Consider the following 13,696-nt stretch of genomic DNA (forward strand, 5'->3'; position numbering starts at 1 on the left):
GCCTTTCCAATTTCTTAAGCTATGGGTAAGAGTAGACTTTAATCGATCAATATTCATCCCGGATGAAAAATCCAACAATCTATTCTAAAGGAATAGCATCTAAATAGGAAGGAACATACTTATCCAAATATCTGGGACACACCTATCACGATTGCCTAAATAATTATGTCACGCCTAGGTACGCTATATACCTTTTTTCCCAGCTTTATGCCATATCAGTTTACGATTTCCCTTAAAACGTTTACACTTAAGGAGTACATACTTTTGCAATGCCTATATTTAAATTAAGTATTGCTTCCTGCAAATGATATTCTTAAATTGAAAGGGTGGATATATGATGGGTATTTCATTATCAAAAGGACAAAAAATTGATTTAACAAAAACAAATCCTGGATTATCAAAGGTTATTGTAGGACTTGGCTGGGATACAAATAGATATGATGGCGGCCTAGATTTTGACCTTGATGCCTCTGTGTTTTTGCTTGATGCGAATGGCAAATGCGCCTCTGATAAAGATTTTATTTTCTACAACCAGCTTGAAGGCGGAAATGGTTCAGTTGTACATACAGGAGATAACCTGACAGGTGAAGGGGACGGTGACGATGAACAAGTCAAAGTCAACCTTAGTGCAGTCCCTGCAAACATTGAAAAAATATCTTTTGTCATCACTATTCATGATGCTGAAAACCGCGGACAAAACTTTGGCCAGGTTTCAAATGCCTTTGCAAGAATTGTAAATGAAGAAACAAACGAGGAAATTATCCGCTATGATCTTGGAGAAGATTTCTCCATTGAAACTGCAATTGTTGTAGGCGAACTATACCGCCATAATGGCGAATGGAAATTTTCTGCTGTCGGTTCAGGATACCAAGGCGGACTAGCCAGAATTGCAACCGACTTTGGTTTGCAGGTAGGATAAATTCCATGGCCAGGAAGAGCAGCTGCTTTTCCTGGCTTTTTTCAAGTAATAAACAATGAGTTTCTTTAAAAGGAGAGTGGCCATTTTGGGAATTCAATTATCTAAAGGACAAAGAATTGATCTGACAAAGACAAATCCAGGATTAACAAAAGCTATAATCGGTTTAGGCTGGGATACGAACAATTACAGTGGCGGACATGATTTCGACTTGGATGCTTCTGCATTTCTTGCCGATGAAAACAGCAAATGTGTAAATGATCACGACTTCATTTTTTACAATAATCTGCAGCATCCAAGCGGAGCAGTCATTCATACCGGAGATAACCGTACTGGTGAAGGAGATGGTGATGATGAACAGCTTGTAGTGGATTTCACTAAAATCCCAGTCCATGTTCATCGGATCGGCATAACCGTAACCATTCATGATGCAGAATTAAGACAGCAGAATTTTGGACAGGTGTCCAATGCTTTTGTCAGGCTTGTAGATGAAGCGAACAATCAGGAACTTATTCGTTTTGATCTTGGAGAAGATTTCTCAATTGAAACAGCAGTCGTTTTCTGTGAATTATATCGCCAAGGAAATGACTGGAAATTCAATGCCATCGGAAGCGGATTTTCAGGTGGATTAGCCGCTCTGTGCCGTAATTATGGATTGCAGGTGTAATGAAAATGCAAGTGCCCAACTTTGGGTGCCTTTTCTTTTACATAATTCTGGTATAATCCTGGAGCAGTGGAGAGACGCAGATATAACTTATGCGCAATTTGCACAATCAAAGACTCAAGACTTGTAAAGGGCACTAATCCTTCGCTTGAATGCCCGACAAAACAAAAAAATGATTGCCAGCATCACTACTCACTTTGTAAAATGATTGCAAATCCTTTCATTAATGGCCTACTCTCCTGGTTATTAATCCCATATTTAAAAATGAACAAAAGGGAACAATAGGTTTGAATAAACCTCGAGAGGAAGGGATGCAGCATGTCACTTGAATGGTTTGACAGGGTAAGCAGTGAGTTGCAGGATCATCTGGAATCAATTTGCAGTAAATATGATCAGATTGGCCAAATGTCTATTGACCGGGGTGCAAAGCATCCCAGAATGGAATTTTTTATTGAAACTGAGGATAACGATCGAGAATATTTTTGTACGCTCTTTTTTGATCCTCATAATGAAGAGTTCTATGTAGAGGACTTTGACTTTGAGCTTGGCCATACATCGAAAACCATGCTTTTTGATATTGAGGACATAATTGATACTGTACACGAAAGCCTGCATGATTACATGAATGGCGACGATGACTATTATGATTTTGAGACTGAAGAAGAAGACAATGTGATTTATGCCTCTGAAAATGAAAACTTTGTTAGTGAAGATGAATATGCCTATGTTGAAGACGAAGAGGGAGATATCTTTGAAGAAGTGGATGTAGAGTGGGAAACGCCTGAAGTGACTGCATTCTTCAAAGAAGATGAAGTTGAGGTTTCCTACCAGTTTGGAGTGGTGCAGGAAACTGGGGATGGAGTGCTCCGTCGGGTTAACCGCATTTGGACTGAAGAGGAAGAGATGATTAAAGATGAAGACCACTTTATCTTCAGCAAGGAAGAAGCTAGTACAATTATCGCAATGATTGCCAGCCACATGGATTCGTTGAGCGGACATGAAGCTGATTATCAATAAGAAATTATCTGAATGATCAAGATATTAAGCGGCGACAAAAAATGCTTTGACATGGCTTCATCGTAAAATTTTAAAAGAAGTGGTATTTTACAGATCCTTTTGACGCCACTTCTTTTATCATTCTAAAAGCAGAAGGGACATACACATCTTTCATACCGTTTCCGCGGCCACTTTTAAAAGAAAGAGCATCTTTCATGCCCTTTGTTGCCACTTCTCCAACCATTACTAAAAGCAGGGGGTTCCGCATCACTTCTCAGCCTCACAATGATAACCACAACAAAAACCACTTTCAATAATAAATCAAATCATGCTCATTAACCTCTCATTCAATTAGCACACTCATATCTTTTGTACTATTTACGCTTGCCTCCACCATAAACTAATTAAAGGATATGAGGAAAGAGGGTGTACTATGGGGATTCATGTGGTTCAAGCAGGGGATAGCCTGTGGGCAATCTCGCAAAAATACAATGTTGCCATCCAACGGATTATTTCAGCTAACGGCTTGGAAAACACAGCTAGAATAATCCCTGGATTAGCTCTTTACATTCCTGAAGGCGGGCCTGTGATTCGATCTTATTTAGTTCAGCCCGGGGATACACTTTGGAAAATCTCAAAACGCTACCAAACAACCATAAATGCTATCCTTTCAGCTAACACGGGCATTAGCCCGGAATCGCTATATATCGGACAAAAGCTTACTATACCTTCACCAATAAAACCTGAAATGGAAACATTAGGTTTCATTGTGCCCAATTCATCAAAGGCTTTTATTCCTATTTTTAGAGAAACTGCAAGAAACCTGACTTACATTTCCATTTCATCTTATTCTTTAACTAAAGAAGGCTATGCGTATATAGAACTTGAGGATACAGCCATAATTGCAGAGAGCATGCGCCTTAATGTGACCCCGCTTTTGATGATCCGCAATCTTGCAGGAGGGGAATTCAGTGCAGAGCTCATTGGGGGAGTGCTGGAGAACCCAGCTTATAGGAGAAATTTAATTTTAAGCTTGTTGAATTTTATTAACCAGAAGGGATACGGTGGCGTAAGCCTGGATTTTGAATTTATTCCTCCTCCAAGGCGGCAGGATTTCAACCTGTTTTTAAGAGAACTTAAAAATGCCATAGGTTCTAAAATTCTTCATGTCAATGTGCATGCCAAAACAGAGGATATCCCAACGAACCGAATCATCGGGGCTTATGATTATAGAGCAATAGGGGCAGCTTCCGATATTGTAGCAGTCATGACAATGGATTACGGATACCCGACTGGTCCTCCGAATCCAATAGCTCCGGTTTGGTGGGTGGAAGAAGTGATTAAGTATTCAATCACCCAAATCAGGCCGAAAAAACTTCAGATAGCTTTGCCTTTATATGGCTATGATTGGAGAACAGCAGATAATTTGACTCGCGCTTACTCTATGCTTTCCATTCAAAATATGGCATTAGAAGCAGGAGCCATTATCCAATATGATCTTTTTGCAGCCTCTCCATGGTTTAAATACTGGAGAGGGGCAGAAGAACATATTGTTTGGTTTGAAGATATCCGCAGCATAACAGAAAAGTACAATTTAATCGATCGGTACAATCTGTTTGGAGTGACATACTGGCAATTAAGTCTAAGTTTTCCGCAGAATTGGGAATACTTAAATGAAAATTTCACCATTCTTTAACAGACATTAATTGAATTCCTTCATTTCCTCTTCGAAATAAAACATTTTAGGATTTTCTTTAACTGTGTAAGTGTATTTTTTCATTTTTGCCACATAGCATGATTTGTTAATAGTGACTCTCTCGCCAGTATCAATTAAGATAACTATATCATTATGTTCAAACTTATTTCTGCGCTTCACACTGATCCCTGCTTTCTCACACTAAAAAGTGTTATTAATACATTATCTCATACTTCAATGTAATTAACCCCTTTTTCATTAAAACCCTTTCTATGTTAGCGCTTGTGCAAAAGAAAAGGCGGAAGAAGAAGTCACCCTGTCTCTTCTTTTGCATATTGGCGAGTAAATGATATATTAGTGTAATTGAATAAAGTGCTAAAGGAATGTTTTGATGACTTCAACAATAACTTATATAAGAAATTGGCAAAAAGCGATTCTGGCTGAAATCCTTCACTTAAAAAAATATGGAAGTTCCCGCTACTTAATGTTAAATGGACAGTTGCTATCAAAATCAGATTCATATACTTACTTTTTTGATATCCCTGCGCCAATCAATGTTCCAAAAGGAGCAACTATCAAAGTAGAATGGGGGACTAAAAAGGTTGAAGGACGCATTCTTTCAGCAGAAGGAAATAATGTGATACTAGCTTTGGAAGAGGATATAGGAATAGATTTAACTGAAGCTCAGCTGCTGCATGATCCTTGGGAACTCTTGGATCAGCTATATGAGCGCTTAGAAGACATTAGAGAAAGCAAAAGGAAAAGAGCAAGAATCAAAAAGCTTCTGGATCCTTCCATGCCAGCGAATCATCCAGCAGATAAAGTAAAAACTCCCTCCCATGAGCTTATATTGCGCTCAAAATATAACCCTGTCACATATATATGGGGACCTCCTGGCACAGGAAAGACCTACACCCTTGCACGGGTTGCTGCCAATAAATACTTTAAAGATCAAAGTGTCCTAATTCTTGCCCATAGCAATCAGGCTATTGATGTGCTAATGGCCGAGATTTCCACCTTTGCCTCCAGTAAGCGAAAGATTGAAGATGGGGAGTTTCTTCGGTACGGTTCACAAATCGGGCCAGCGCTAATCGACCACCAATCCTTGACAGCAGATTTTCTACTGCAGAAGGATCACTCAAATCTCTCAGAAAAAAAGGCTGCTCTCTTTGAGGAGCGCCGTTTGCTCAAGAAAGATCTGTCACGTTCATTCAGCAAAAGGGATTCTGACCAGCTGATTGAAATCGAAAAGAAGTTATCAGGCATCCTAGAAAAAATCAAAAAAAGGGAGATTGAATTTGTTAAAAATGCTTGTGTAATCGGAACGACCTTAGCGAAAGCGGCGAGTGACCCTGTTATTTATGAGAAAGATTTTGACCTAGTCATTCTTGATGAGGCCAGTATGGCATATGTTCCACAAGCAGCTTTTGCAGCCTCTCTGGGCAAAAGAGTCATTATTTGCGGGGATTTTAAACAGCTGCCTCCTATTGCTGCCTCCCGACATAAAATGGCCGAAAAATGGCTTAGAGAAGATATCTTTCATCACTCAGGAGTATCGGCTGCAGTAAACAATGGACATTTGCATCCCCATCTATTTCTATTAAAAGAGCAGAGGCGGATGCATCCTGAAATCTCGGCTTTTTCAAATAAGCATATTTATCATTCCCTCGTGGGTGACCATAAGGATGTGCTTGAAGCAAGAGCATCGATTGCCGCACGTGTCCCATTTCCCGGCAGAGCATCAATCCTGCTTAATACCGCTGGGTCAGGCCATTATGGCATGAAAGATGGAAACTCGAATTCAAGAATAAATTTATGGAACTTGCTTCTATCCTTTCAGCTCATTCATGAAACATTCTTAGGCGGTGGCCGTTCGATCGGCTATGTCACTCCTTATCGGGCTCAGGCTTTATTAATGGAACAATTGCTTAGCGAATTATATGAAAAAGAACGAGCAGAAGCAGATATCATTGCCGCAACGGTCCATCGATTTCAAGGCAGTGAGCGGGAAGTGATGATTTTTGATGCGGCGGATTCCTTTCCTCATGAAAGAGCTGGAATGCTCTTGACAGGGAAAGACAGCGAGAAGCTTTTAAATGTAGCTATTACGAGGACAAAAGGAAAGTTTATGCACATTTGTGATTTGGACTTTATCCAGAAACATGTGTATAAGAATAAAATATGGAGGCAGTTAGCTGATCATCAGCTGCAAAATGGACAGGCAGTTGACCCCGAGCAAATCGGAAGGTGGATAAAGAATCAGCATGCACGCCTTCAATGGATGCATGCACGGAAAAGGGAAAAAGTCTATATGGATCTTTCAAATGCACAAAAGGAAATTGTTATTTCCCTGCCTGTCTCTGACAAGCTTGACAAAGAATGGGAGGAGGCGCTTTCTGTAAGATCTGCCCAAGCAAAGCTTACTTTGCTCACAAAGAATAATTTACCTTCAATCAAACCAGACAGGGCATTGCTGGAAAGTCTTTCTTTTCCATTTATTTTAATTGATGGAAAAGTATTGTGGCTCGGCATGCCTGCAGAAGCTCATAAAAATGCAATGCCGCCATATGTAGCTGCAAGGCTCGATTCAGCTGCTGCAGGTACCTTCCTTAAAACTCAATTGAATCAAAGAAATTAAGAAAAGCGCAAGGCGCCTTGACCACCCCCGACACAGCATAAGACGAGCCAGCTGAAAGGTTGTTTTTTAACCTTTTGGACGGATTGGCTTAGATCCGAGAGCAGATGGCTCATTGCGCTAGACAGTTATCTAAGTTCAAAAGGATATCAATTCTGATATCAAAAAAAGACGCCCCAAAAGGCGTCTTTTTCTACGTATTGCGGCGACCCGACTGCACTCCACATTGCGCATTGCCAATTAAGGCTGTCTGTCGTCTTATGCAATTAGCTCATCGCACTATTAATATAACACCAATCAATGAGTGTTACAAGATTTATTTTTATGATGGGTTATATCATTGCAATCTCCTTTTGTTTCATTCAAAATAAAACTAAAATATTTTTTAGGTTGTGATCTGATGAATCTAAAGCCATTAAAGGGACAGCATCATGTTTCGGCCATAACAGCCAATGCCAGGAAAAACTATGATTTTTATACTCAAACCCTCGGAATGCGCCTGGTAAAAAAAACCGTAAATCAAGATGACACCTCTATGTATCACTTATTTTATGCGGATGAAAGAGGAAATCCTGGCACTGACTTAACTTTTTTTGAGATTTTAAATGCGGGACGTACTTATCGGGGAACCGACAGCATTACATGTACATTTCTTCGAGTCCCAACTGATGAATCACTGCTTTATTGGAAAAAACGGCTGGAAGAGCACAGCGTTGCTCATGAAGATAAAGACGTTGCCAATGGAAGGAAAGTACTATTTTTTGAGGATTTTGAAGGCCAGCGTTTAGCTCTTATTTCCGATCAACAAAATGAGGGTGTAAAAGGGGGGCAGCCGTGGCATAAAAGCCCTGTGCCGCAAGAGTATGGAATCATCGGGCTAGGTCCCGTAATGCTTACTGTCTCTGATTTGGAACCCTCAGTAAAAATGCTGACAGATGTTATGGGTTTTCGAACAAACGGAACCTATACACTCAACCATGATGGTGAAAACACCGTACATGTTTTTGAAACCGGTGAAGGCGGCAACGGCGCAGAGATCCATATAGTCAAACGCCCAGATTTGCCAAAGCAGCGGCCAGGCCGCGGCAGTGTTCATCATGTTGCTTTTCGTGTAGAAAACGAAGAAGAATTAAGACAGTGGGTACAAAAACTAAAGAAGCTTAGAATAGCCAGTTCAGGATTCGTAGAAAGATATTACTTCAAATCCATATACTTTCGGGAGCCAAATGGGATTCTTTTTGAGCTTGCAACGGATGGTCCTGGTTTTGAAGGGGATGAACCCTTCGAGCACTTGGGAGAAAAACTTGCACTTCCTCCTTATTTTGAAAATCAAAGAGAAAAAATTGAAGCGAATATCAAGCCACTGGAAACCAAAACGACATAGAATTTTGAAAGGGATGAACATTATTGTTCGTCCCTTTCTATCTAAATGAACTCAATCTGTTGAAACTTTTAATAGAGTTTGTTCGTTTAATATATAATAAGAGGACACTCATATGAAATATAACCTGAACTGAAGAAGGAGTCACCATGGATAAATTTCAACGTTTCAAGGAAGCTTTTGTGAGGTTTTGGAGAAAAAAGCACTTAACACAAATACTGCTTCTTTTAATGCTGACCATTATACTTTTGACGATACTCTTTTTCGCTTTCCTTGCTGCAACGGCTAACGTTGAGACACTAAAAGAGGGTTTAAGACAATCCACGGTAATCTATGATAAAGACGGGGATACTGCCGCAAAGCTGGCCGAAAACAGGGCAGAAGGCGCCAAAATTAAAGAGCTCCCTGAGTATGTAGCCAATGCAGTGGTCGCTATTGAAGACGAACGGTTTTACAAGCATAACGGTTTTGATATCAAGGGAATCGCAAGAGCATTTTTCAGCAATTTATTTGCTGGAAGAATTACGGGCGGCGGCAGCACAATAACACAACAGCTGGCCAAGAATGCCTTGCTGTCACCAGAGCAAACTTATAAACGAAAAGCCGAGGAACTGTTCTTGGCAGTAGAAATTGAAAAACATTATAAAAAAAATGAAATCCTGCAAATGTATCTAAATCAAGTATATTTTGGAAGCGGAGCATGGGGAATAGAGCAGGCAGCAAATAAGTACTTTAGCAAAACACCTCAGGAACTGACCATTAGTGAAAGTGCACTGCTCGCAGGTCTCTTACAGTCTCCCTCTGCACTTGACCCTTATAATCATTATAAAAGGGCGCTGAAAAGAAGGAATGTGGTCCTTGGAAAAATGAAGGAACACGCTATGATATCAGAACAGGAGTACAAAGAAGCAGTTAATGATAAAATTGCGCTTGAGGAAGGGACTAGAAATAAAAATGAGCGGAAATATCCTTACTATGTTGATGCTGTCCTTGACGAAGCAATCAATGAGTATGGATTAACTCAAGAGGAAATTTTTACAAGAGGCTATAAAATCTATACAGAAATGGATCAAAATCTCCAATCAAGCCTGGAAAATGTGTATGAAAGAGACTCCATTTTCCCACCAGGTATGAATGGAGAAATCGTCCAAAGCGGTGCAGTCCTGCTTGATCCCAATACGGGGGGAGTTAGAGGGCTTGTCGGCGGACGCGGCGAACATGTTTTCAGAGGATTTAACAGGGCTACACATATTAAAACCCAGCCAGGGTCGACTTTAAAGCCATTAGCAGTTTACACGCCAGCATTAGAAAAAGGCTACTCGCCAACGTCCATGTTAAAAGATGAACCGGTAACATATGGCGATTACACTCCAGCAAATGCTTCTGGACAGTATGCAGGTGAAGTATCAATGTATAAGGCTTTGGAAGATTCTATCAATGTACCGGCTGTATGGCTCCTAAATGAAATTGGGCTTGATAAAGGACTCGATGCTCTCGGCCGTTTCGGCATCCCTCTTGAAAAGGAGGATGAATATTTGGGAATTGCACTTGGAGGCATGTGGAAAGGAATCTCTCCAATGAAATTGGCAGAAGCATATGCCACTTTTCCAAATGGCGGAAAAAGACATGATGCCCACTTAATCACAAAAATAGTTGGTCCAACCGGGAGCACCATTGCCGAACGGGACAAAAAAACCGTTAAGGTAACAAGCAAAACTGTATCAAACCAAATGACTTCCATGCTTTTAAATGTAGTTGAGTCAGGAACTGGAAGCGCGACAAAAATTAATGGGCTGCAAATTGCCGGAAAAACCGGGTCAACGCAGCTTCCCTACAATGATATTAATGGGACTAAGGATCAGTGGTTCGTGGGATACACACCAAGCCTGGTGGGAGCTGTTTGGCTTGGCTATGACCAAACGGACAGGGAGCACTATCTATCAAAAAGCAGTTCTGAAACAGCTGTGCCCGTTTTTAGAGCCATTATGGAAGAGAGCCTTCCATACATGCAACAAGAGGAGTTTTCGACTAAATCTGTAAATGAAAAGCTTGCCAAAAAAGAGTTAACAGAAGAAATTGAGCAGACTATAAAGGAGCAGGCAGAAAAAATCGAGGGAAAGCTTAAAGAAGATCTTCCTTTTTGGAAGGAAAAAGTAACAGAAGGCAAACAGGAGCTAGCAGAATTCGGTAAATTCCTGAAAGAGAAGTGGGAAAATTATCGAAATTGATTATAAGCAGGAGAATGGCAATACAGCCATTCTCTTTTCATTTCCTCCTATATTTCATACTGGAATAATTCAGCAAAACAGTGTAACCTAAATAGTTATAGCAGCTACTAACAAATCGACTGCATTCGCTATCTGTTTGCTAGTATTTTGATAATACAGAAGCAGGAGGATTTAACATGAGTGGCGAAACCCGTATACAGCTAAATGTTCGCATATCAAAAGAGACTTCAAATAAGCTTGATGAAATTGTTGAATACTATCAGGAAAACACGAAAATCGGCAGAATTTATAAAGGCGATGTTTTAACAGATATTATTGAAAAATCATATGAAGTAATGAATAAGCAAAAAAAACTCAATAAAAAATTTTAACATTATTCTTTAAATGGGAATATTGGAGGGGTCAAAGTGAGAGATGTAAATTTAACTGATATTTATCAGCACCGCATTGCCCAAAAATATATCACTCGTTCCGGTATCGCTCATGCAATAGCAGTTGCCTATCATGCTTTCCAGCTGGCAAAGGACCAAGGTGAAGATGTAGATTCTGCTGTAAAGGCCGGCTTTATGCATGACATCGGCCATTACACCTGGTATAAAAATGGAAAATGGGATTATGGTTTATATAAACAAAATGATATCCATGCCATCAAAGGGGCAGAGCGTGCACATAAATTACTAATCAGGCTCGGGGAGAACCCCATAAAAGCAAAAGAAATAGCTTTAGCTATCCTATTCCATACTGATTCATTCCTGCCGGGCGGTGAGGTTATCAGAACCCCGCTTCAATCCATAGTTAAGCTCGCAGATGAGAAGGATGAGGAGCCAGGCGGTGCTCATCATTATCGCGAACTGGACAATAATCGGGCGATGAAAAGCCTGCAAATCCTTGATGAAAGAATAGATGAGCACTTGCAGAAAAATGATGATTAATCCATCATATTGTCTTATTATGCGTTTCCCCAGGAAATCAGTTGACCTGAACCTGCCTGTAAAGAAGGGAAGCGCATATTTTAAGTGAATAGTATTTATAGGGAGATGAAGGGAGAAAAATTGTCAAAATAGTTAAATACTTATTTTCATTCCGTAGGATGGTGATGGTAAAATGCGTCCAAGAAGCCGAAAACAGCAGACATTTAATGTGGAAGAAATTAAATTTGGGTTAACAACTGTTTTCCTGCACCTATCTTATTATGCACTCATTATTTTTATACTTATATTATTTATTGAGTTATTTAGTTAAAGCGCTCAATTACATAAGAAATTTTTAAAAAAGGCAGCGACTAAAGAGCTGCCTTTTTCCATGTGAACTTTAAGAAGGATCTCCTGAAGAAGGAGGACAATGTCAAGAAACTCCTTTGCATTTCTCCTGGCTGTTTCATCCTATAACTATATTGCCTTTCAGGCTTAATTGAATGTTTTATAAGAATCTCTTCAAATGTCATTACTATTCTGTTTTTAATTTCCAATATCACCGGAAAAAAGTTATGTTAAAAGGTGGACCTTTATGACAGAACCCCTTTATCCATTAGAGATTTCTCTACTTCTTTAAATTCTTCAACTGGAATGAATGAGATGTTCATATTTTCTAATAGATCTTGCAGCCCATTTTTGGCAAAAGTGACATCCGCATATTTGGCAGGATGTGAATCCGGTTCACTGTCTCCAATAAAAAACACTGTTTCATATTTTTCTTTAAGGTCTTGGATCACCCTTGATTTATTAATTCCATATCGTTCAGAATAATGGGGATGTTTTTTATCGATATTCATATGGACATTTTTTTCATGATAATAGCCTTCATTGGAAATAACCTTTACATTCTTGACTCCATATTTCTTTAATAGATGGTGTATATAATAATCCGTTCCCGCACTTAAGATATAAAAGTCTCCGCCGGAATTCTGCACCTGCTTGATAAACTCGGGTACATATTCATCAATAGGAATCGAAAGAATATCCTCTATTATCCGTTCTTCCTCTTGATTTATAGAAGTAAAAACCATACTTAAAAAATCAATATCTTTTATTTCTCCTGCTTTCCATTTCTCCATTAGTTTCCGGCCTTCAGGAAAATATTTATCCATCATGATCAAATAGAAATCTTTTTTTGAAATCGTTCCATCAAAATCTGATACAAACGCCCATTTTTTCATCTCTTAAAACCTCCATTCCAGATGCTGTTCAAATACTATTAGAATTAGTTTTGCTTTATTAGCATTACCCTTTCTTTTTTATGTTCAACCAAATAAAAAGGAGCAGGATGTGAATCTAAAAAAGCTTATAAGATTGCTATGTATATGGTGGAGTGTAGCCCGAGATACTTGAGGGGATGTACACAATGCAAGTATGTTAAAGAGAAAGTCTATGCTCAGCTGCATAAGCTCTGTCTTTTCTTTTTATATGTATTGATGATATTATATAGATTGGTTTTACATACATAATTTTAAGGAGATGAACAGAATGACTAAAAAAGGATACATTGTTATGGAAAATGGAGAAAAAATCGAAATTGAGTTTTATCCAAATGAAGCGCCTAACACAGTTGCTAACTTTGAAAAATTAGCTAATGAAGGCTTTTACGATGGAGTAACATTCCATAGAGTAATTCCTGGGTTTGTAAGTCAGGGCGGAGATCCTACTGGTACAGGAGCTGGTGGTCCAGGGTACTCAATTAAATGTGAGACAGAAGGAAATCCTCATAAACATGAGGCAGGTTCTTTATCAATGGCGCATGCTGGCAGAGACACAGGCGGAAGTCAGTTTTTTATTGTTCATGAGCCTCAGCCTCATCTAAATGGAGTCCACACTGTTTTTGGTAAAGTGACATCCGGTCTTGAGACTGCAAGGGGTATGAATAATGGTGACACAATGAAAGAAGTAAGGGTATTTGATGCAGAGTAATTAATTTATGAAAATACGAGTAGGGCTGTTAATCAGCTCTGCTTTTTTTAATAATATCAGAATTTATATCCTTTGGAACTTAGATGACTGTCTAGCTCCAGGCGCCTACGCGCACCTACCCCCTCGAGGTCACAAGCCGATCCTTCCAAAAGGGCAAAGGACGCCTTTCCGTGAGACTCGTCTTGTGCTTGTCGAGGGTGGTCAAGGCGCCTTGCGCTTTTTCTGTGAAAATAAATAAACTTGGGATCACCCTGTGTTATGAGAGTGGGGTTAACTT

At 39.5% G+C, this 13,696-nt stretch carries 13 protein-coding genes; 10 read left to right on the top strand and 3 right to left on the bottom strand.

Annotated elements, in window-relative coordinates:
- Positions 1–337 precede the first annotated feature (337 nt).
- The 3 genes from NCCP133_RS14740 to NCCP133_RS14750 all read left to right on the top strand — a co-directional run bounded on the left by NCCP133_RS14740 (position 338) and on the right by NCCP133_RS14750 (position 2,597).
- Complete coding sequence (locus NCCP133_RS14740) at positions 338–919, top strand: TerD family protein (RefSeq protein WP_264805802.1); 582 nt, start codon at positions 338–340, stop codon at positions 917–919.
- 85 nt (positions 920–1,004) lie between these two features.
- On the top strand, positions 1,005–1,583 hold the full coding sequence (locus tag NCCP133_RS14745; RefSeq protein ID WP_264805803.1) for a TerD family protein: 579 nt from the start codon (positions 1,005–1,007) through the stop codon (positions 1,581–1,583).
- Between the two features lie 315 nt (positions 1,584–1,898).
- A complete protein-coding gene (locus tag NCCP133_RS14750; RefSeq protein ID WP_264805805.1) occupies positions 1,899–2,597 on the top strand; it encodes a hypothetical protein in 699 nt (232 codons plus the stop codon).
- Between the two features lie 70 nt (positions 2,598–2,667).
- On the opposite strand, the gene NCCP133_RS14755 is transcribed toward NCCP133_RS14750, so the two are convergent.
- Positions 2,668–2,847 carry a hypothetical protein gene (locus NCCP133_RS14755; protein WP_264805806.1) on the bottom strand — a complete coding sequence of 60 codons (180 nt, stop codon included), beginning with the start codon at positions 2,845–2,847 and terminating at the stop codon, positions 2,668–2,670.
- A gap of 162 nt (positions 2,848–3,009) precedes the next feature.
- Between NCCP133_RS14755 and NCCP133_RS14760 the strand changes: the two genes are divergently transcribed.
- Complete coding sequence (locus tag NCCP133_RS14760; RefSeq protein ID WP_264805808.1) at positions 3,010–4,272, top strand: LysM peptidoglycan-binding domain-containing protein; 1,263 nt, start codon at positions 3,010–3,012, stop codon at positions 4,270–4,272.
- A gap of 6 nt (positions 4,273–4,278) precedes the next feature.
- Here NCCP133_RS14760 and NCCP133_RS14765 read toward each other — a convergent pair whose 3' ends face one another.
- Positions 4,279–4,452: a hypothetical protein gene (locus tag NCCP133_RS14765; RefSeq protein WP_264805810.1), complete on the bottom strand. Its 174-nt coding sequence runs from the start codon at positions 4,450–4,452 to the stop codon at positions 4,279–4,281.
- A gap of 211 nt (positions 4,453–4,663) precedes the next feature.
- On the opposite strand from NCCP133_RS14765, the gene NCCP133_RS14770 reads away from it, so the two are divergent.
- The 5 genes from NCCP133_RS14770 to NCCP133_RS14790 all read left to right on the top strand — a co-directional run bounded on the left by NCCP133_RS14770 (position 4,664) and on the right by NCCP133_RS14790 (position 11,448).
- Positions 4,664–6,910, top strand: coding sequence for an AAA domain-containing protein (locus NCCP133_RS14770; protein WP_264805811.1), 2,247 nt, complete (start codon positions 4,664–4,666; stop codon positions 6,908–6,910).
- Positions 6,911–7,307: 397 nt separating this feature from the next.
- Positions 7,308–8,291, top strand: a complete 984-nt coding sequence (locus tag NCCP133_RS14775; protein WP_264805813.1) for a ring-cleaving dioxygenase — start codon at positions 7,308–7,310, stop codon at positions 8,289–8,291.
- A gap of 146 nt (positions 8,292–8,437) precedes the next feature.
- The gene (locus tag NCCP133_RS14780) at positions 8,438–10,516 is read left to right on the top strand and encodes a transglycosylase domain-containing protein (protein ID WP_264805814.1); all 2,079 of its coding nucleotides are present in this window, start codon (positions 8,438–8,440) and stop codon (positions 10,514–10,516) included.
- A gap of 176 nt (positions 10,517–10,692) precedes the next feature.
- Complete coding sequence (locus NCCP133_RS14785) at positions 10,693–10,887, top strand: hypothetical protein (RefSeq protein WP_264805815.1); 195 nt, start codon at positions 10,693–10,695, stop codon at positions 10,885–10,887.
- Between the two features lie 36 nt (positions 10,888–10,923).
- Positions 10,924–11,448 (top strand): HD domain-containing protein, encoded by a 525-nt coding sequence (locus NCCP133_RS14790; RefSeq protein ID WP_264805817.1) that lies wholly within the window; start codon positions 10,924–10,926, stop codon positions 11,446–11,448.
- Positions 11,449–12,020: 572 nt separating this feature from the next.
- Here the strand turns inward: NCCP133_RS14790 and NCCP133_RS14795 are convergent.
- Positions 12,021–12,671, bottom strand: a complete 651-nt coding sequence (locus tag NCCP133_RS14795) for an MtnX-like HAD-IB family phosphatase (protein WP_264805818.1) — start codon at positions 12,669–12,671, stop codon at positions 12,021–12,023.
- Positions 12,672–12,978: 307 nt separating this feature from the next.
- Between NCCP133_RS14795 and NCCP133_RS14800 the strand changes: the two genes are divergently transcribed.
- Positions 12,979–13,419, top strand: a complete 441-nt coding sequence (locus NCCP133_RS14800) for a peptidylprolyl isomerase (protein WP_264805820.1) — start codon at positions 12,979–12,981, stop codon at positions 13,417–13,419.
- The last annotated feature ends 277 nt before the right edge of the window (positions 13,420–13,696 follow it).

The sequence above is a fragment of the Cytobacillus sp. NCCP-133 genome, assembly GCF_026011715.1.
GTDB lineage: Bacteria > Bacillota > Bacilli > Bacillales > Cytobacillaceae > Cytobacillus.